This window comes from Enterobacter cloacae complex sp. 402C9 (assembly GCF_050030745.1).
Classification (GTDB): Bacteria; Pseudomonadota; Gammaproteobacteria; order Enterobacterales; family Enterobacteriaceae; genus Enterobacter; species Enterobacter intestinihominis.
In genome coordinates this window covers 3981394-4000037 of the sequence record NZ_JBLGUW010000001.1, presented here as the reverse complement: position 1 = coordinate 4000037, position 18644 = coordinate 3981394, and the positions used below count along the sequence as shown (strand labels likewise).

The following is an 18644-nucleotide window of genomic DNA, read 5'->3' as shown; positions in this document are numbered from 1 at the left end:
AGGACACCATTTGGAAAGCCTGTTGAACCTGACTGTTGCTGGTGGGGCGCCAGTCAGGATATTACAAATCACCGACACCCACCTTTTTGCCGAAAAGCATGAGACGCTTCTGGGCGTGAACACCTGGGAGAGTTATCAGGCGGTTCTTGACGCGATCCAAGCTGAAAAGCGGCCATGCGATCTGATCGTCGCGACAGGCGATCTGGCGCAGGATCAATCCTCCGCAGCCTATCAGCATTTCGCCGAAGGAATTGCGAGCTTTAGTGTGCCTTGCGTCTGGCTACCGGGCAATCACGATTTTCAGCCCGCCATGTACAGTTCGCTTCAGGAGGCGGGGATTTCGCCGGCAAAATGTGTCTTTACGGGGGACCAGTGGCAAATTCTGCTCCTCGACAGTCAGGTGTTTGGCGTTCCGCACGGTGAGTTGAGCGACTATCAGCTTGACTGGCTGGAGACAAAACTGGCCGCCGAACCGAATCGTAATACGCTGCTGTTACTGCATCATCATCCGCTGCCGGCGGGCTGTAGCTGGCTTGATCAGCACAGCTTACGCAACTCTGCGGCGCTGGATAGCGTGCTGGCGAAATTCCCGCGCGTGAAAAATTTGCTGTGTGGGCACATTCACCAGGAACAGGATCTCGACTGGAACGGTCGCCGCCTGCTCGCGACGCCGTCCACCTGCGTGCAGTTCAAGCCCCATTGCGCTAACTTCACGCTGGACACCATCGCACCGGGCTGGCGCTGGCTGGACCTGCATGCCGACGGCTCGCTGACCACCGAAGTGTGCCGTCTGACTGGCGCGCAGTTCCGCCCGGATACCGCTTCAGAAGGCTATTGATGTCGACGCTCCTCTATCTGCACGGGTTCAACAGTTCTCCGCGTTCCGCAAAGGCGACGCAGTTTCGCCAGTGGCTGAGCGAACATCATCCGCACGTGGAGATGATTATTCCGCAGCTGCCCCCTTATCCGGCGGATGCGGCAGAAATGCTGGAATCGATTGTGCTTGAACACGGCGGCGAATCGTTTGGCGTTGTCGGCTCGTCCCTCGGCGGCTACTACGCCACCTGGCTGTCGCAATGCTTTATGTTGCCCGCTGTCGTCGTTAACCCGGCGGTCCGGCCATTTGAGCTGTTAAGGGACTTTCTTGGCGAAAACGAGAACCCCTACACCGGCCAACAATATGTGCTAGAGTCACGCCATATTTACGATCTCAAAGTTATGCAGGTCGACCCGCTTGAAGCGCCCGATCTTATCTGGCTGCTGCAACAGACGGGGGATGAAGTGCTGGATTACCGCCAGGCAGTGGCGTATTACGCATCCTGCCGCCAGACTGTAGAAGAGGGCGGAAACCATGCTTTCACGGGCTTTGAAGATCATTTCACCCAGATTGTCGATTTTCTTGGACTGCACAGCCACTGACAATCAATGCGAATTGCTAGCTTAAATCATGACGCAAACCTATAACGCTGATGCCATTGAGGTACTCACCGGGCTTGAGCCGGTTCGCCGCCGCCCGGGGATGTACACCGATACGACGCGCCCAAACCACCTGGGCCAGGAAGTAATTGATAACAGTGTGGACGAAGCGCTGGCAGGTCATGCCAAACGCGTGGACGTTATCCTGCACGCCGATCAGTCGCTGGAAGTCATCGACGATGGCCGCGGCATGCCGGTGGATATTCACCCGGAAGAGGGGGTTCCTGCCGTTGAGCTGATCCTCTGCCGTCTGCATGCGGGCGGTAAGTTCTCCAACAAAAACTACCAGTTCTCTGGCGGCTTGCACGGCGTGGGGATCTCCGTGGTTAACGCCCTGTCAAAGCGCGTGGAAGTGAACGTCCGTCGCGACGGCCAGGTGTATAACATCGCGTTTGAAAACGGCGAAAAAGTGCAGGATTTGCAGGTCGTCGGGACGTGCGGTAAACGCAACACCGGCACCAGCGTCCATTTCTGGCCTGACGAAAGCTTCTTCGACAGCCCACGCTTTTCTGTTTCCCGCCTGACGCACCTGCTGAAAGCCAAAGCGGTGCTGTGCCCAGGCGTAGAAATCACCTTTAAAGATCACGTTAACAACACCGAACAGAGCTGGCGCTACGAAAAGGGTCTGAACGACTACCTGTGCGAAGCGGTTAACGGCCTGCCGACCCTGCCGGAAAAACCGTTCGTCGGGAATTTCGAAGGTGATACCGAGGCGGTGGACTGGGCGCTGCTGTGGCTACCTGAAGGCGGTGAGCTGCTGACGGAAAGCTACGTCAACCTGATCCCAACGCTGCTCGGTGGGACGCACGTCAACGGCCTGCGTCAGGGTCTGCTGGATGCGATGCGCGAGTTCTGCGAATACCGCAACATTCTGCCGCGCGGCGTGAAGCTTTCCGCAGAAGATATCTGGGACCGCTGCGCCTACGTGCTTTCCGTGAAAATGCAGGATCCGCAGTTTGCCGGTCAGACTAAAGAGCGCCTGTCGTCACGCCAGTGTGCGGCGTTTGTTTCCGGCGTGGTGAAAGATGCGTTTACCCTGTGGCTGAACCAGAACGTTCAGGCCGCAGAAATGCTGGCTGAAATGGCGATCTCCAGCGCCCAGCGTCGTCTGCGCGCGGCGAAGAAAGTGGTGCGTAAAAAACTGACCAGCGGCCCCGCGCTGCCGGGCAAGCTGGCGGACTGTACCGCCCAGGATCTCAACCGCACCGAGCTTTTCCTGGTGGAAGGGGACTCGGCGGGCGGATCGGCCAAGCAGGCGCGCGATCGTGAATATCAGGCGATCATGCCGCTCAAGGGTAAGATCCTGAATACCTGGGAGGTCTCTTCTGATGAAGTGCTGGCCTCGCAGGAAGTACACGATATCTCGGTGGCGATCGGCATCGATCCGGACAGCGACGATCTGAGCCAGCTGCGCTACGGCAAGATCTGCATTCTCGCGGATGCGGACTCCGATGGTCTGCACATCGCCACGCTGCTGTGCGCGCTGTTCGTGAAGCACTTCCGCGCGCTGGTGAAAAACGGTCACGTCCACGTGGCGCTGCCGCCGCTGTACCGTATCGACCTTGGCAAAGAAGTCTACTATGCGCTGACGGAAGAAGAGAAAGCGGGCGTGCTGGAACAGCTGAAGCGCAAGAAGGGCAAACCGAACGTGCAGCGCTTTAAAGGGCTGGGCGAGATGAACCCGATGCAGCTTCGCGAAACGACGTTGGATCCGAACACGCGCCGTCTGGTGCAGCTGACGATCAGCGACGAAGACGAACAGCAAACCAACGCCATGATGGATATGCTCCTTGCCAAGAAACGTTCGGAAGACCGACGTAACTGGCTGCAGGAGAAAGGCGATATGGCGGATATTGAGGCCTGATGCTGAAAAAGCCCTGCGATGCAGGGCTTTTTTTTGCCCGGTGGCGCTGCGCTTACCGGGCCTACGATCGATCCCCTCGCCCCTCTGGGGAGAGGGTTAGGGTGAGGGGAACGCCTCGCACTGACGTCAAAACTCCATCTTCACCGTAAACTGCACTTCACGCGGGTCGCCAATCTGGTTGCCCAGGTTGTTGGTCGCAATCGACGACGTGTAGTAGGTCTTATCAAACAGATTCTTCACGTTCACCTGTAGCGTCACCGGATATTGCAGCTTCATTTTGTACGCCGCAAATGCATCCGCCACGAAATAGCCCGGCAGATAATAATCCGCACCGTTAGTCGCTGAACGACGGCTCACGCCGTGCCCGCCGCCGCCAATTGTCAGCGTATTCCCGGCAAACGCATTGTGAATATCGTACGTCAGGAACAGGGAGCCGGTATGGCGCGGCACGTTCGGCAGCGGTTTGCCCGCGTAGTCCGGGTCTTCCAGCACCTTCGCATCGGTATAGCCGTAGCTGGCGATAATGTTGGTGTTCTCGGTCAGCGATCCGGCGAGATCCACTTCGACACCCTGCGAGCGCACGCGGCCCGCGGTTTTGGCGACGGTTTCATCACCGATGCTCTCGGTGTACAGCACGTTGCGCTTGTGGATATCAAACAGCGCGATGTTGGCGGTAATGCCGTCGAACAGGTCGAATTTAGCACCTATTTCATACGCGTTCGACGTTTCCGGCGGCAGGTCGCCGATGTAGCTCGCAATGGACGACTGCGGCATAAACGTCTGGGAATAGTTAGCAAACAGGGAGACTGCCGGCGTGAGCTTGTATACCAGGCCCAGCTTCGGCGTCCACTGGTCGTCGCGGCTGTCGGTGTTGACGTTAAACGGACGGCCTTTGCCCGCGTACTGTGTGTAATACTGGTAGCGCAGTCCGGCAACGGCGATCCATTTATCGGTCAGGTACAGCGCGTCCTGCGCGTAAGCGGAGTAGCTCTCCTGCTTGATGGTTTGATCGCTGTCGGATGCCGAGACGGTGGTGCACTTGCCGAGGCTGCCGTAGCTCGGGTTGTAAATATTGAAATCCTTAACGTTCTTACAACGGATCATGTCCGTACGCAGCAGATCGTAATTCTCATACGACACGCCGGTCAGGATCTCATTGTAAAAGCCCGCGATGTCCACGTTCCCCTGCAAATCTGCCCGCGTTGTGTGCATACGCTGGGTCGAACCCTGGGTCGCATCCACGCGGCGGGTCAGGTTGCCGGTTTTTGAATCGTAGGCCATCACGCGAGCCTGGTTATCGCTGTACTTATCCTGGCTGTAGCTGTAGTCGAACTTCGCGGTCCACTGGCTGTTAAGGCGATACTCCGCGTTAAGCTGAGCGAGGTCGGACTGACCGTCGGTCACGTTAAATGGCTCATCAAAGCGGGTTTTGCGATCGACGTCGACGGCCTTTTTGGTGTTGAGATCGAAGATCGTTCCGCGATCGAACGGCGTTTTATAGTCGCGATGCGAATAGAGCACGGTCACGGTGGCATCATCGCCGAACCAGGTCAAAGACGGGGCGATAAAGGTGCTGCGTTCGGTGCCGTAATTACGCCAGTAATCCTCGTCCTGATACTCCCCCGTCAGGCGATAGGCCAGACGCGTACCTTCAATCGGACCGGTGACGTCAAACTGTCCGGTACCGCCGCCAAAGCTGGTTGATGTGGCAGAAATCGAGCCGCCGAAGGTTTTCTCCGGGCGTTTGGTCACTACGTTAATCAGGCCGCCGGGGTCGAGAATACCGTAAAGGGTCGAGGCCGGGCCTTTTAGCACCTCCACGCGCTCGGTTGCGGCATTGAAGCTGCGCGGCAGCACGGTGCGCAGGCCGTTGGTCATGATCGAGCCGTCGCGGTTTGCGCCGAAGCCACGGCGCACGAAAGCATCCTGCGTGCCGCCCAGGGTGTTGGTCTGCACCACGTTGCTGACGTTATACAGCGCCTCGTCGAGCGTGGTCGCGTTTTGGTCTTCCAGCACTTCATCGCTGACGGTATTGACCACCTGCGGGATGTCCAGCATCGGCATGTTGGTAAGCGTGGCGGTGGAGGTGTTCAGGGGCTGATAGCCGCTGGTGGCGTCGGTGGAAGCGTAAGGGTCGGCAGTGACGGTAAGCGTCTCACCGTCTTTTGCTGCTGCGTGCACCAGAGGTGCCATGAACAGGAGTGAAAAGAGCGCGCGCCCTTTTACCCCGGCGAATGAAGGTGTGAACTTAGCCATTACATCTGTTTTCCCAAAATATCCTGCGATGAAATGCTCGCGGAAGAATGTGTGAGTCATTGCCCTTACGGTCTGTCCGTTAGCCTCTACGGCATCGGACTTGTAATTGAGAATCATTCAAGCATGAGGGAATGTAGTAGTAAATGGAATAAATAAAAATTTCGCTACAGAGGTTTCTCTCTGGCTAATACGCGTTGGTTTCTTGTTTAAGGCATTGAAAATAGTTGATAAAAATGAATTTTAATTTGTGCAGCGATGCTCAGTTATCCCTGGGGTTTACAGGGTGTATCTTCGCTTGACTACTACATGGCGCGGCGGCAAACTCACAAAAAAGAATGAGTTTTATTTTTATTTGTTGGTTTTTTTTCTTACGTTGGCGTTCACGTGGCTCACTACATCAAAAAGCCGGGACTGGTTCTTGAGAACCTCTCCGCGGGTTACCAGAAAAAAATCATCGTTGATGATATCTCCCTTGCGATCCCCCAGCAGAAAATGACTGTTCTGGTGGGCGCAAACGGCTGCGGAAAATCGACGCTGTTAAGTACCCTCGCGCGGCTGCTTCAGCCGCTCGGCGGCAGCGCGGTGCTGGACGGCAAAGCCATCCACTCGCAGCCAACCAAAGCGGTCGCCCGCCAGCTCGGGATCCTCCCGCAGTCTCCGCTGCTTCCAGAAGGGTTAACCGTATTTGAGCTGGTCTCGCGCGGACGTTTCCCCTGGCAGAACGTGATGCGCCAGTGGAGCGAAGAAGACGAGCGGGCCGTGGAGGAGGCGTTACGCCTGACCGGAACGGCAGAGTTTGCCCATCATCTGGTTGAAAGCCTGTCCGGCGGCCAGCGCCAGCGCTGCTGGATCGCCATGGTGCTGGCGCAGCAAACGCCCTACATCCTGCTGGATGAACCCACGACGTACCTCGATCTTCGCTACCAGGTGGAGATCCTCGAACTGCTGCACACGCTGACGCGCCGGCACGGGCGCACCGTGGTGGTGGTTCTGCACGATCTCAACTTCGCCGTGAACTACGGTGATTCGCTGGTCTTTTTACGTCAGGGAAAGGTTGAGGGGGTACTGCATGAGGGCGACGCCTGCACGCCGGAGCTGATCAAAGCGGTGTTTGATGTCGACGTGCATATGTCGGTTAACCCGCTGACCGGCAAGCCGTTCTTTATGCCGTTCCGTCAGGCTGACGACAAACCATGATGCGCACGTCTGTGGCCTTTATTCTCTTTACGCTGCTGCTTCTGGCAGGCGCGATTGCGCACCTGAGCATCGGGGCGCGCGTTATCGCCCCCCGGACGGTAGTAGACGCATTTTTCCACTTCGACCCGCGCAATTTTGAGCATAGCGTGATCGTCAGGCTGCGCTTGATGCGACTGTGCGCCGCCCTGGTGACGGGCGCGGCGCTCGGCGTCGCGGGCGTGCTGCTGCAGTCAGTGATCCGCAACCCGCTCGGCGAGCCGCATATCCTGGGGCTAAATGCAGGGGCGGCGCTGGCGGTGGTGCTGACGAGTGCCCTCGGGCTGTCGCTGCCGTTTGGCCGCCCTCTGATAGCCGCAGCTGGCGCCGCCGCGCTCTTTTTGCTGGTGCTAACGTTCTCCTCATCCGGGCGTACCGGTCTCACGCCGATGAAGGTCACGCTGTGCGGCGTGGCGATGTCGGCATTTGCCTCATCGATAACCGCCACGGTGTTGATTCTGGATGAACAGACGCTGCTGGCCATGCGGACCTGGCTTGCGGGGGATGTGGCGGGAGTCATCGGCGAGACGACCGCTAGCGCCGCGGGGGCCGCTGCCGTGGGTTTTGCGCTGGCGCTCTGGCTGTCGCCGTCGCTGAACATGCTGGCGCTGGGGGACAGAATGGCGCAGGGGCTTGGCGTGTCGCTGCTGAAAACGCGCCTGCTCGCGCTGCTGGCCATCGCCCTGCTGTGCGGCGCGGCGGTTTCAGTTGCCGGGCCGATCGGGTTTATCGGACTCGTGGTGCCGCAGCTGATTCGCCGTCTGGTATCGGTGGACCTGCGCGTGATGGTGCCGCTCTCAGCCCTCTGCGGGGCGCTGGTTCTGCTGATGGCGGATATCGCCGCCCGCACGCTGTTTACGCCGTATGAGCTGGCAACCGGCGTGATGACTGCGCTGGTCGGCGCGCCGGTCTTTATCCTTATGGCGTCAAGGATGTTCAAATGAACCGGGCTGGATTGAGGGCAGTACGATTTTCCTCCTTCTCGGCGCTGGTTCGCCCGAGGGCGCTGCTGTATCTGACCGTTTTAACCCTTGCCGTTTTACTGCTGCTAAGTTTTGGCCTGACGCACGGCTCGCTGCCCATTCCTGCTTCCGCCATCGGACGTGCGCTGTTTTATCCTGAACGTCTGACGGCGGATGCGCATTACATTGTGATGGATATCCGCCTGCCGCGCCTGCTGATGGCGGTGCTGTGCGGCGCGATGCTCGGCATGGCGGGGGCGGCCATGCAGTCCATTACCCGCAACGGCCTTGCTGACCCCGGTCTTATCGGCGTGAAAGAGGGCTGTAGCGCGGCGGTGCTGCTGCTGATTTTTCAGTTTCCGGGATTGGGGCCGTACTGGCGTCCACTTATCGGCATGGCCGGTGGGCTGCTGACCGCGCTGCTGGTAGTGGCGCTGGCGCGTGATATCTCGCGCCCGCGATTCATCCTGATCGGCATCGGCGTGTCATGGGCGTTTGCCGCCGCGATGGGGGTCTTTATGACGACCGCCGACGTGCGCGACGTCCAGACGGCGATGCTGTGGCTGGCGGGGAGTCTGCATGCGGCAAGCTGGACGCTGGTCAGCATCGCTGCTGCCTGGACAGTGCCGGCGTTTGCGCTGCTGCTCTTTACCGCGCGCGCCGCAGACGTAGCCTTGCTCGGCAACCACACTGCGACGGGGCTGGGCGTGCGGACTTCACGCCTCGCGCTGCTGCGCGTGTTTGCCCCCGTGGTGCTCACCGCGGCCTGCGTCTCCTGCGTGGGGAGTATCGGCTTTGTCGGGCTGATTGCCCCGCACATGGCGCGCCTGCTGCTGCGCGGAGGGCAAACGGCACTGCTGACGGGAAGTGCCGTACTGGGCGCGCTGCTGGTGCTGCTGGCGGATAACGTCGGGCGGCTGGCATTTCTCCCGTTGCAGCTGCCGGCGGGAATTGTCATTTCACTGATTGGCGGACCGTTTTTCCTGCTGCTGCTCTGGCAGCGTCGGGATCGATTTTAGGGGATAGAAATGCGCGTATTTTTTGCAATGCTGGTGCTGGTGGGATTTGCTGCAGGAGCCGCAGAGCCAACGCAGACGTTTACTGACGACCTGAACCGCAAAGTGGTGGTGCCGGTTAACCCGAAGCGGATTGTGTCCCTGCACGACCTGGATATCACCATTCCGCTGATCGAGCTTGGCGTACCGCCGGTTGCCAGCCATGGCCGTACCCGACCGGACGGCAGCCATTTTCTGCGCTCCAGCGGCATGCTGACGGGCATCGATTTTGATAATTCCGACATCACATTCATCGGCACCGCCGATATCGATATTGAAGCCATCGCCGCGGCGAAGCCGGATCTTATCATCACCGAGCCGACCCGCAACACGCCGGTCGAACAGCTGGAAAAAATTGCCCCGACGGTGAGTATCGATCACCTCGACGGCGGCGCGCCGGAGATCTACCGCAAGCTGGCGCAGCTTACCGGGACAGAGGCGCGGCTGAAGATTCTGGAGCGTCGCTATCAGGAGCAGATCGAGGCGCTAAAGGCGACCATCGATACGAGCAAACTGACCGTCTCGGTGATTCAGGCCAATCAGGGCAAAATCAACGCCATGCACAGCTACCACTCGCTTGGGCGCGTGCTGCGCGACGCAGGGTTCAGGTTCCCGCCGCTGATTGAGAGCATCCCGGAGGGCGGGCGCATCGACGTCAGCGCCGAGCGCCTGCCGGAGCTGGATGCTGATTTTGTCTTTGCAACCTGGCGCGGGGACACCGGCGGAAAACCGCAGGACGAGCTGGCGGCGATGGATGCGGTGATGCCGGGCTGGTGTCAGTTTCTCAACGCCTGCCGAACCGGGCATTACGTGCTCATCTCCCGCGAGGAAGCGATCTCAAATTCATTTGCCTCGCTGGGGCTGATGGCCGCGCAGGTGCAGTCGCAGATAGCGGGCCGTCCGCTGCCGGAGGCCGCACGATGATCCGAAAAATTGATGTCTACGGCGACCGCCTCCGCTCGCGGGCGCACCAGCTGACGCCGCGCCTGCTGCAGGTGGCGAGCTATATCAATGAAAATCGTGAAGCGGTTATGGAGCAGACGGCAATGGAGATTGCCGCTGTGCTACACACCTCGGACGCCACCGTGGTGCGTGCCATTCAGGCGCTTGGGTTTGGCGGGCTGCGGGATCTCAAGCAGACCCTGGAGCAGTGGTTTGGCCCGGTGGTCACCTCCAGCGAGAAGATGTCCACGACGGTAAACACGCTTACCAGCGACGTCGACGCGAGCATCGATTTTGTGCTGGAAGGCCATCAACACACCTGCGCGGTGTTGTCCGAACCGGGCAACCGCTACGCGATGGCGCAGGCGGTGTCGCTGCTGGCGCAGGCGAGACAGGTCGCTATTTTTGGCATTGGCGCATCCGGCATTCTGGCTGAGTACACCTCGCGACTGTTTAGCCGTATAGGCCTGCCTGCGATCCCGCTCAACCGCACCGGTATTGGCCTCGCCGAACAGCTGATTGCCCTACAGCGCGGTGACGTGCTGGTAATGATGGCGCAAAAATCCGCGCACCGGGAGGGACAGACCACGCTGCGCGAAGCGAAGCGCCTGGGTATTCCCACCATTTTGCTGACCAACGCCACGGACTCGCGCTTTAGCAAAGAGGCAAGCGTAGTGATCCACGTCCCGCGCGGCGGCGAGAAGGGCAAAATCCCGCTGCACGGCACGGTGCTGCTGTGCCTGGAGATGATTATTCTGTCCGTCGCCTCCACCGAGCCGCAGCGCACCATCAAGTCGATGAAGCGCATCAACGAGTTACACCGCGGATTAAAGCCGGGCAAGAAGAGCGGTTGATTTTCCCCCTCTCCCCGTGGGCTGAGGGATCCCCAGTAATTTTTTTATGCAGAAGCAATAAAGTTGCTTTCTAAATGACTGAGGGCTGTCAGCGATGCCCTGGTCCGGCTGTAAATCGCTGAGGCGTTTCCTGCAGGCCGGGGCGAGGCGCAGGGATGCGCCGAGAGGGCGGCTTTACAGGGACGTTGCCTCCGCCCGTACCCGATAAGCCGGAAGGAATAAGCCGAGGGCACCGCGAAGCGGCGATTTACCGCCGGGAGCCCGGGTCGCCAGGGTGGTGGCGACTGAGCCACCCTGGCACGTTCACCGGTCATGTCGTTACAGAGTAGCAAGGAACATAAAGTGAACGGAATGACCACCACCGCCGTATGTTCCCCTCACCCTAACCCTCTCCCCGGAGGGGCGAGGGGATTGCTCAGTGCTCGCATTAATTTGTGGGGAACCCTCAGCCCCGTGGGTGCGGGCGTCAAACCGCACGATGGTTCTTCCTGTACTGCAGCGGCGTCTCGCCAATCCCTTTTTTAAACGCGCTGATAAACCACGTCACGTCGGAAAAACCCGTCTGTGCGGCAATGTCACGCACGCTCGAATCAGTGTGGAGTAAACACTCACACGCCTTACGCAACCTTAGCGTATTCAGGTAGTCGTGAATTTTTTCGCCCGTTTCCGCATGGAATTTTCGCGATACGTAGCTGCGGGATTTTCCCAGCTCATTGGCCAGCGCATCCAGACGAAATTTCTCCTGATAATGCTCGTCGAGCCAAAACATCACCTGGCTGGCGATCCCCTGGCTGTTTCCCGGCTCGCCGTCGCGATCGTCGGGCAGCATCGCGAACAGGCCTATCAGCAGGCTGGCGATGCTCTCGCCGTTCATCGGCGGTTTATAGCAGCTAAACAGATGGTCGATATGGTGATGGAAGTGGGCTAAATCGGCGACCCACGCTTCGCCGCCACGGCGTGACAGCCGCTCCAGACGCTGCCGGGTCTGGGGAAAATCCCGCAGGATCTTCAGCACCGCGTGCTGGTCGAGATGAATAATGGTGCGGCGGTAAATTGCCTCCGCCTGTTCGTCCACCATGACCTTGTGCAGCGTAAAAGGCGGGAAGAAAAACAGCCGTCCGGGGCGCATGGTGTAGTGACGATTATCGACAATCGCCACCCCAAAGCCCTCTTCCACATAGAGGATCTCCAGACACTGGTGCCAGTGATGGTAGCGCACGGTATTGGCAAACAGGCGGCTGAACGAGGCCACGGTATCGTTCAGGGCGATCAGTTCCAGAAGATCGGATGTCGGCGTGTCGCGCATAGTGCAATAAAACTCAACTTTTTCCCGTCTGACCGTCTTTATAAACCACCTTTTTAAATTTTCTCAACTGGAGGTTTATTCATCGTTCATGCCTGTGACACGGCTAACATTTCTGCCCCTTGCGTATTCACTATGCTTTGCCGCAGTTGATTACGAGGGCGAACCGATGTGGGCGGCAAACAAAGAAAAATCAAATCCGTTGTCTTCACGCCAGGAGGTAGTGGCGTCGTTGAATGCACTTTTACAGGCGCTGGACACGCAATTTCCGGCGAACCGTTCACGATTCTCGCTGGGTGATACCTGCGCCCATTACACAGCGGATATTGCGCAGATGGAGGGACTTTCCCGCGCGCTGTGGGGGCTGTTTCCGCTGATGGCGTCCGGCGAAAGCACGCCGTTCAGCGAGAAGTACCTTACCGCCATCAAGATAGGTACCGACCCGCAAAGCACAGGCTACTGGGGCGAAACCGGCCCGTACGATCAGCGTCTGGTGGAGATGGCGGCCTACGGTCTGGGACTTGCTCTGCTGGGGGAGACGCTCACCGCGCGCTTTACCGGACGCGAGGTGATGAACCTGCACGCGTGGCTCAACCAAATCACCGACGCGCAGATGCCGGACAGCAACTGGAACTATTTTGCCATTATGGTTCAGCTCGGCTTTAAGCGCGCCGGGCTGCCGTACGACCAGGCCGCCATTGACCGTCGCTTTACGCTGATGGACGCCTACTACCTCGGCGACGGCTGGTACTCCGACGGTCCCGGCCGCCCGAAAGACTATTACATCTCCATGGCTTTCCATTTTTACGGCCTGATTTACGCTACCCTGAGTGACGACGAGGCGAGGGCAAAGGTGCTGCGCGAGCGCTCGCGTCTGTTCGCGGAAGACTTTATCTACTGGTCCGCCGCCGATGGTGCCTCGGTGCCGTTTGGCCGCAGCCTGACCTACCGCTTTGCCATGGTTGCCTTCTGGAGCGCGGTGGCTTTTTCTCAGCTGGACGTCTTCACCCCGGGTATCGTGAAGGGCATTGTGCTGCGGCATCTGCGCTGGTGGCAGCAGCAGTCGATTGTCGATCGCGACGGTATTCTTACCCTGGGGTTTGCGTATCCGAACCTGGCGATGTGCGAGGATTACAACTCCCCCGGTTCACCGTACTGGGCGCTGAAAACCTACCTGATCCTGGCGCTGCCGGAGGCGCATCCGTTCTGGCAGGCCGACGAGCAGCCGCTGCCCGCGCTTGCTGAAAAACATGTGATCCCGCATGCGCAGCAGATCCTGATGCATTCGAAAGCTTCGCAGCACGTCGTCATGCTCACCGCTGGTCAGCTGGAGCTGAATAACTACGTCAACACCGAAGCGAAATACACCAAATTTGCCTACTCCAGCCGCTTCGGATTCACCATTGAGCGCGGGCGTTTTGGCCTGAAGCATGCCGCCTGCGATTCCATGCTGCTGCTGGCGGACGAAGATGACTATTTCCGCGGTCGTCGCGAGTGCGAAGAGGTTCGGGTGGATGAACATTACATTTTCTCGCGCTGGTCGCCGTGGCGCGACGTGCAGATTGCGACCTGGCAGATCCCGTTCGGGGAGTGGCACCTGCGCCTGCACCGTATCAACAGCGCGCGCACTCTGCAAACCGTCGAGGGCGGCTTTGCGGTGATGAAAACCGCCCACCAGGTGCGCGATCGCGGTTGTTATCTGATGGCTGAAAACGGCAGCAGCGTCATTGTCGATCTTTCGCCGGTCATTCACCGCCAGCCAGACAGCATCGTCACGCCGCCGAACAGCAGCATTATGTTTGCGGAGTGCGCTTCCATTCCGTTGTTAAAGGCCGACCTCCCGCAAGGGGAAAGCTGGCTCTGTTGCGCCGTTCTGGCTGGCGGAAAACAGCCCGTTGCGGCGACGCCGCAGCTGAATATAACCCATAGCCGGGTCGTCATTAGCGAACCCGGAAGCGAACGTAAGCTGTCGTTCACATTATAAAAATCTGGCCCTACACGTCGGCGAGGATGATATGAAAAGCACATCGACAACTAACAGAACTGAATATTACAAAATCAGTAGCTTTATCTTTCTCTATTTCTTTACCTGGTCTGCCAGTATTGGACTGCTGGCGATCTGGCTTGGCCAGAAAGCCAATCTCAGCGGCTCGGTGATTGGAACCGTTTTTGCGGTGAACGGGATATTCTCCGTTATTCTTAAACCGATCTACGGCTATATTCTCGATAAGATCGGCATGAGCAAATACCTGCTCTATTTTGTGGTGATCATGTCGGCCCTGATGGCGCCGTTCTTTATTTACGTATACCAGCCGCTGTTAATGTCTAATACCTTGCTGGGGATTATTATCGGCGCGCTCTATTTAAGCTTTGCCTGGTACGCGGGTGTGGCGGCGTGCGAATCGTATTCCGACCGCTTTAGCCGTTTGAACGGCATGGAATTCGGGCAAATTCGCATGTGGGGTTCGCTCGGCTGGGCGGTGGCATCGTCCTTCTCCGGCCTGCTGTTTAACCTCTCACCGGCGTATAACTTTATTCTCGGCAGCGTGGCGTCGGTGGTGATGCTGATCGTCCTGCTGAGCCTGAAAGTGAACACTAACTCCATTCACGCGGGCGAGGTGCTGACGAAAGAGAAAATCGCCCCGTCAGACGTTTACGCCCTGCTGCGAAACCGTAAATTCTGGGCCTTCTGCCTGTACGTGGCGGGCGTGGCGTGGATGATGTTTATCGCCGAGCAGCAGTTCTCGCGCTATTTCGTCACCTTCTTCGATGATATTCATGAGGGCAACGCGGTATTCGGTTATCTCGGGACCGTGCAGTCGGGCATGGAATTTGTCATGTATATGGTGGTCCCGCTGTTTGTGAACTTTATTGGCGCCAAACGCGGGCTATTAATTGTCGGGCTGGTGGTCGGGGCGCGTCTGATTATTTCCGGCATGTGTGATTCTCACCTGTTAATTTCAGTGCTTAAGCCGCTGTACGGTCTGGAAATTTGTCTTCTGCTGGTGTCGGTATTTAAATATATCGCCGAGCATTTCGACAAGCGCGTCAATGCCACCATGTATTTACTCGGCTATCAGGCGATGCTCTACGTTGGCAACGTGGTGGTCTCTTCCCCTGCCGGCTATATGTATGACCGTATTGGCTTTGAGCACACCTATATCATCATGGGCGCAACGGCGCTGACCTTTACCCTTATTTCTGCTTTTACGTTATCCGCCTGTCAGAGCAAATGGCGCGGGGCTCGTGCGCTGAACGTAGCAGAAACGTCAACACGTTAAATTACGCCGTCAAAGAAGGAACCGAAATATGTTAAGTCGTATCAAAGAAGAACGTCTGCCTGTTATCGCTGCGCCCGTTGACTCCCGCGCATTCAGCGATGAACTGAATTCGGCGCGCAGCCACGTTCTGGACCTGATTAGCCGTCATTTAACGGAGTTCGGCGACAAATTCCCGGCGGAAACCTGCCAGAACGGTTTTTATCCGCTGACTGACAACGTGGAGTGGACCACCAGCTTCTGGACCGGGCAGCTGTGGCTGGCGTGGGAGATGAGCGGCGAGGAAAAATTCCGTGCGATGGCGGAAAAACACGTGCGCTCGTTTGGCCTGCGCATCGCCGGGCGCAACGACACCAACACCCACGATTTAGGCTTCCTTTACACGCTCTCCTGCGTAGCCGCGTGGCGGCTGACCGGAAACCGCGAGGCGCGCGGCTTCTCGCTGCTGGCGGCGGAAGCCCTGCTGGAACGCTTCCACGAGAAGGCGAAGATCATCCAGGCGTGGGGCGATCTCTCCGATCCGGACCAGGCCGGGCGGATGATCATCGACTGCAACATGAACCTGCCGCTGCTCTACTGGGCAACGGAGCAGACGGGCGATCCGCGCTTTGCCGACGCCGCAAAAGCGCACGTCATGCAGGCGGCGACGTACCTCATTCGTGACGATGCCTCCACCTTCCACACCTACTATATGGATGTAACAACCGGCGCACCGCGCTACGGCAACACCCAGCAGGGCTACGCCGACGACTCCTGCTGGTCACGCGGGCAGGCGTGGGGAATTTACGGCTTCCTGCTGAGCTATATCTATACCGGCGACGAGACGATGATCGCCCTGTCAAAACGGCTGGCGAACTACTTCCTCAATCGCCTGCCCGACGACTACGTCTGCCACTGGGATCTGGCGTTGGTGGGCACCGACGCGCTGCGTGATTCTTCCTCGGCGGCGATTGCGGTATGTGGGCTGCTGGAGCTGGTGAAACACCTGCCGGTCACGGATCCGGATCGCGAGCGCTATATGGAATGGGCTAAAGGCATTATGTCGTCACTGACGAAACACTATCTGATGGGGAGAGAAGAAAAGGGCAACGGGCTGCTTAAACACTCGGTTTACCACCTCGGGAGCAACAAAGGCGTGGATGAGTGCGCAAGCTGGGGAGATTACTTCTACGTTGAGGCGCTGGTGCGTTTCACCCGGAGCTGGAAACTGTACTGGTAACTGGCCGGGGGATTACCATCCAAGCACGTCTTTAATGACGCGCCGGTAGGGCGTATCAAGCTGGGCAGGCACGCGGCAAATATAGTCCCGCGCATGGCTGCGGGTCTCTCCGCTGAGGCCGTCGAGATAAGCGATGGCTTCGTCCACGGCAGGAACCCTGCCTTCCTGTGACGCGCTTCTCGGCGGGAGCCCGGTCCAGATGATCGCTTCAATACCTTTCTCCCTGGCCCATGTTGTCAGGATACCCGTGTCGCGTCCGGTGATTAGCAGCGAGCCAATACCATCGCAGCGATCCTCGGGAATGGCTTCGCGCTTACGCAAAGCGCGGCAGGCCACGCTCAACGTTGTGGCCTCCAGCCATGCCCAAAGCACCGGCACGGCAGGGGCATTCATACAGATGGCGGTCGCCAGTTCACCGCCATCGCTGACCCGACAGAACTCGACGGGCAAAGAAGGCCCGTCGGTCTGCCACTCACCGGCTACCGGTAACGCGCCGCTTTTCCAGATTAACGAACCCCAGCCAAGACAAGCTATTTTCATTCTGTTCCTCTGCGCGACGTGAACCGACTGTTTTAGACGTTATGCTTTAGGAATACGCAGCGTCTGGCCGGGATAGATTTTATCGGGGCTGGAGAGCATAGGGCGGTTAGCCTCAAAAATCTTGTTGTACTGGTTAGCATCGCCGTACACGGTTTTAGAGATCGCGCTCAGGGTATCGCCGGATTTCACCGTATAGTAAGTAGCTTCATCTTTGGCATCTGTCGCGGTGATGTTGTTCTCCACCTCGCTGACGCCTGCGATGTTGCCGACGGCGACCTGGATTTTTTCTTTCTGCTCCTGCGTCAGCCCGTCGCCCGTCACGCTGGCTTTGCCGTCGGTGACGTCAACCTGAACCTTATCGGAACCGGGAATGTTGAGTTTCTTGAGGTGCTCGGTGATTTTGTCGCTCTGACCCTTATGATCGGTCAGATTGTCCCACAGCTTTTCGCCTGCTTCTTTTACGAAATTAAAAAGACCCATTCCATCCTCCTGTTTAACATGAAGTCAGAATAAGCATAGCAGTTGAGTGTTAAGGTGATAAAAAAAGCCCGGTGGCGTTAACGCTTACCGGGCCTGGGAGGGAAGTTGTAGGCCGGGTAAACGCAGTGCTACCCGGCAAATTTCACAGAACTTAGACCCCTTGCTCCAGAATACGAATATGGGTTTCCAGAACGTCCCCTTTCACCGCGTCGCTCCACGCTTTCATATGCGCGGTCTGCAAATGCGCTTCAAGGTGCGCGACGGTTTCCCACTGCTCAACCATGATGATCGAGTCTGGCGCGGTCGCCTGGAAGCTTGCGCTGGTGGCGGCGTCCACCATTGGCGCGTAGCCGTGGCAGCCTTCTTCTTTCAGTACGGTCGGGATGATCTTTGCGAACTCATCCAGCACCGCCTGGCGGTGATGTTGGCCAGGACGCGTACGGATTTCAGCAATAACGGTAAGCATAATTAACTCCTTCTAATTCCAGGCTACCAGTTAAGCAAAAATTTCCGCGAGATGCTTGCGATATTCTGCGATATAGCGTGGGACGTCCGGCATTTTAATTACGTCATTGACGATAAAGGTCGGCAGCGGCTCCATAGCCAGGAACTGATTCGCCTTGTGGAATGGCAGATACGCGCCGTCTACGCCTACGCCTTCAAAGAACTGATCTTGCTCGGTGAACGCTTCAAGCGGGGCATTCCAGGTCAGGGAGAGCATGTATTTCTTGCCCTGCAACAGGCCGCCGGAACCGTATTTTTTAGACGCGTCTGAGCGGGTGCGGCCGTCGCTGGCATACAGCGAACCGTGACCTTCGGTAAACACATCGTCCATGTATTTTTTCACGGTCCACGGTGCGCCCATCCACCAGCCCGGCATCTGCCAGATAACCACGTCGGCCCACAGGAAGTTCTGCACTTCGGCCTTCACGTCGTAATCGCTGTCCGCGCGCACAACCTTAACATCATGTCCGGCGTCGCGCAGGAAACCATCCGCGACCTCGGTCAGGGTGTCATTGAGCTGGCCTTTAGAGTGCGCAAATTCTTTCGCGCCGTTGATAATCAGAATGTTGCTCATTATTTGTCCTCGATGCTGAGAGTATGCCAGGTATTCTACGCGCGAGGACGGAGCGGAAAAATAAGCAAAATGTGCAAAGTCTTTTGCGCTCAGCGCAATAATGG

17 protein-coding genes are annotated in these 18644 nt (G+C 58.0%); 11 read left to right on the top strand and 6 right to left on the bottom strand.

Features of this window, described 5'->3' with window-relative positions; genetic code table 11:
- Positions 1–10 precede the first annotated feature (10 nt).
- Genes cpdA through parE form a run of 3 tightly spaced genes read left to right on the top strand, consistent with a single transcriptional unit; the run spans position 11 to position 3340 of the window.
- Entirely contained in the window at positions 11–838 is an 828-nt protein-coding gene (gene cpdA / locus ACQG1K_RS19025) for a 3',5'-cyclic-AMP phosphodiesterase (RefSeq protein ID WP_426721058.1), read from the top strand.
- The gene (gene yqiA, locus ACQG1K_RS19020) at positions 838–1419 is read left to right on the top strand and encodes an esterase YqiA (RefSeq protein WP_023306967.1); all 582 of its coding nucleotides are present in this window, start codon (positions 838–840) and stop codon (positions 1417–1419) included. The genes cpdA and yqiA overlap by 1 nt, the downstream gene beginning before the upstream one ends.
- 28 nt (positions 1420–1447) lie before the next feature.
- Complete coding sequence (gene parE, locus ACQG1K_RS19015; protein WP_022649422.1) at positions 1448–3340, top strand: DNA topoisomerase IV subunit B; 1893 nt, start codon at positions 1448–1450, stop codon at positions 3338–3340.
- Between the two features lie 126 nt (positions 3341–3466).
- Here parE and ACQG1K_RS19010 read toward each other — a convergent pair whose 3' ends face one another.
- The gene (locus ACQG1K_RS19010) at positions 3467–5596 is read right to left on the bottom strand and encodes a TonB-dependent siderophore receptor (protein WP_058646829.1); all 2130 of its coding nucleotides are present in this window, start codon (positions 5594–5596) and stop codon (positions 3467–3469) included.
- A 384-nt stretch (positions 5597–5980) separates the two neighbouring features.
- Here ACQG1K_RS19010 and ACQG1K_RS19005 point away from each other — a divergent pair, with 384 nt between their 5' ends.
- The 5 genes from ACQG1K_RS19005 to ACQG1K_RS18985 are packed head-to-tail and all read left to right on the top strand — an operon-like array spanning position 5981 to position 10642.
- Entirely contained in the window at positions 5981–6793 is an 813-nt protein-coding gene (locus ACQG1K_RS19005; RefSeq protein ID WP_017384046.1) for an ABC transporter ATP-binding protein, read from the top strand.
- Positions 6790–7773 (top strand): FecCD family ABC transporter permease, encoded by a 984-nt coding sequence (locus ACQG1K_RS19000; protein ID WP_022649420.1) that lies wholly within the window; start codon positions 6790–6792, stop codon positions 7771–7773. The genes ACQG1K_RS19005 and ACQG1K_RS19000 overlap by 4 nt, the downstream gene beginning before the upstream one ends.
- Positions 7770–8810 carry a FecCD family ABC transporter permease gene (locus ACQG1K_RS18995; protein ID WP_038416737.1) on the top strand — a complete coding sequence of 347 codons (1041 nt, stop codon included), beginning with the start codon at positions 7770–7772 and terminating at the stop codon, positions 8808–8810. Before ACQG1K_RS19000 ends, ACQG1K_RS18995 begins: the two co-directional genes overlap by 4 nt.
- A gap of 9 nt (positions 8811–8819) precedes the next feature.
- On the top strand, positions 8820–9770 hold the full coding sequence (locus tag ACQG1K_RS18990) for an iron-siderophore ABC transporter substrate-binding protein (protein ID WP_023306962.1): 951 nt from the start codon (positions 8820–8822) through the stop codon (positions 9768–9770).
- Positions 9767–10642: a MurR/RpiR family transcriptional regulator gene (locus tag ACQG1K_RS18985; protein ID WP_015571883.1), complete on the top strand. Its 876-nt coding sequence runs from the start codon at positions 9767–9769 to the stop codon at positions 10640–10642. Before ACQG1K_RS18990 ends, ACQG1K_RS18985 begins: the two co-directional genes overlap by 4 nt.
- 466 nt (positions 10643–11108) lie before the next feature.
- Here ACQG1K_RS18985 and ACQG1K_RS18980 read toward each other — a convergent pair whose 3' ends face one another.
- The gene (locus tag ACQG1K_RS18980) at positions 11109–11948 is read right to left on the bottom strand and encodes an AraC family transcriptional regulator (protein WP_022649417.1); all 840 of its coding nucleotides are present in this window, start codon (positions 11946–11948) and stop codon (positions 11109–11111) included.
- A gap of 166 nt (positions 11949–12114) precedes the next feature.
- On the opposite strand from ACQG1K_RS18980, the gene ACQG1K_RS18975 reads away from it, so the two are divergent.
- The 3 genes from ACQG1K_RS18975 to ACQG1K_RS18965 are packed head-to-tail and all read left to right on the top strand — an operon-like array spanning position 12115 to position 16442.
- A complete protein-coding gene (locus ACQG1K_RS18975) occupies positions 12115–13929 on the top strand; it encodes a DUF2264 domain-containing protein (RefSeq protein ID WP_367076420.1) in 1815 nt (604 codons plus the stop codon).
- A 31-nt stretch (positions 13930–13960) separates the two neighbouring features.
- Entirely contained in the window at positions 13961–15226 is a 1266-nt protein-coding gene (locus ACQG1K_RS18970) for an oligosaccharide MFS transporter (RefSeq protein ID WP_022649415.1), read from the top strand.
- Between the two features lie 28 nt (positions 15227–15254).
- The gene (locus ACQG1K_RS18965) at positions 15255–16442 is read left to right on the top strand and encodes a glycoside hydrolase family 88 protein (protein WP_045622724.1); all 1188 of its coding nucleotides are present in this window, start codon (positions 15255–15257) and stop codon (positions 16440–16442) included.
- Between the two features lie 12 nt (positions 16443–16454).
- On the opposite strand, the gene ACQG1K_RS18960 is transcribed toward ACQG1K_RS18965, so the two are convergent.
- The 4 genes from ACQG1K_RS18960 to ACQG1K_RS18945 all read right to left on the bottom strand — a co-directional run bounded on the left by ACQG1K_RS18960 (position 16455) and on the right by ACQG1K_RS18945 (position 18540).
- On the bottom strand, positions 16455–16982 hold the full coding sequence (locus ACQG1K_RS18960; protein ID WP_367076422.1) for a hypothetical protein: 528 nt from the start codon (positions 16980–16982) through the stop codon (positions 16455–16457).
- A gap of 39 nt (positions 16983–17021) precedes the next feature.
- Positions 17022–17462, bottom strand: a complete 441-nt coding sequence (gene lysM / locus ACQG1K_RS18955) for a peptidoglycan-binding protein LysM (protein WP_022649412.1) — start codon at positions 17460–17462, stop codon at positions 17022–17024.
- 151 nt (positions 17463–17613) lie between these two features.
- Positions 17614–17928, bottom strand: a complete 315-nt coding sequence (locus tag ACQG1K_RS18950; protein ID WP_003862506.1) for a putative quinol monooxygenase — start codon at positions 17926–17928, stop codon at positions 17614–17616.
- Positions 17929–17958: 30 nt separating this feature from the next.
- Positions 17959–18540: an NAD(P)H-dependent oxidoreductase gene (locus tag ACQG1K_RS18945; RefSeq protein ID WP_022649411.1), complete on the bottom strand. Its 582-nt coding sequence runs from the start codon at positions 18538–18540 to the stop codon at positions 17959–17961.
- Between the last annotated feature and the right edge of the window lie 104 nt (positions 18541–18644).

Bases quoted from the DNA above. Each gene is read 5' to 3' on its own strand.
- yqiA (WP_023306967.1), top strand. From the start codon at position 838: ATGTCGACGCTCCTCTATCTGCACGGGTTCAACAGTTCTCCGCGTTCC.
- parE (WP_022649422.1), top strand. From the start codon at position 1,448: ATGACGCAAACCTATAACGCTGATGCCATTGAGGTACTCACCGGGCTT.
- ACQG1K_RS19010 (WP_058646829.1), bottom strand. From the start codon at position 5,596: ATGGCTAAGTTCACACCTTCATTCGCCGGGGTAAAAGGGCGCGCGCTC.
- ACQG1K_RS19000 (WP_022649420.1), top strand. From the start codon at position 6,790: ATGATGCGCACGTCTGTGGCCTTTATTCTCTTTACGCTGCTGCTTCTG.
- ACQG1K_RS18995 (WP_038416737.1), top strand. From the start codon at position 7,770: ATGAACCGGGCTGGATTGAGGGCAGTACGATTTTCCTCCTTCTCGGCG.
- ACQG1K_RS18990 (WP_023306962.1), top strand. From the start codon at position 8,820: ATGCGCGTATTTTTTGCAATGCTGGTGCTGGTGGGATTTGCTGCAGGA.
- ACQG1K_RS18985 (WP_015571883.1), top strand. From the start codon at position 9,767: ATGATCCGAAAAATTGATGTCTACGGCGACCGCCTCCGCTCGCGGGCG.
- ACQG1K_RS18980 (WP_022649417.1), bottom strand. From the start codon at position 11,948: ATGCGCGACACGCCGACATCCGATCTTCTGGAACTGATCGCCCTGAAC.
- ACQG1K_RS18975 (WP_367076420.1), top strand. From the start codon at position 12,115: ATGTGGGCGGCAAACAAAGAAAAATCAAATCCGTTGTCTTCACGCCAG.
- ACQG1K_RS18970 (WP_022649415.1), top strand. From the start codon at position 13,961: ATGAAAAGCACATCGACAACTAACAGAACTGAATATTACAAAATCAGT.
- ACQG1K_RS18965 (WP_045622724.1), top strand. From the start codon at position 15,255: ATGTTAAGTCGTATCAAAGAAGAACGTCTGCCTGTTATCGCTGCGCCC.
- ACQG1K_RS18960 (WP_367076422.1), bottom strand. From the start codon at position 16,982: ATGAAAATAGCTTGTCTTGGCTGGGGTTCGTTAATCTGGAAAAGCGGC.
- lysM (WP_022649412.1), bottom strand. From the start codon at position 17,462: ATGGGTCTTTTTAATTTCGTAAAAGAAGCAGGCGAAAAGCTGTGGGAC.
- ACQG1K_RS18950 (WP_003862506.1), bottom strand. From the start codon at position 17,928: ATGCTTACCGTTATTGCTGAAATCCGTACGCGTCCTGGCCAACATCAC.
- ACQG1K_RS18945 (WP_022649411.1), bottom strand. From the start codon at position 18,540: ATGAGCAACATTCTGATTATCAACGGCGCGAAAGAATTTGCGCACTCT.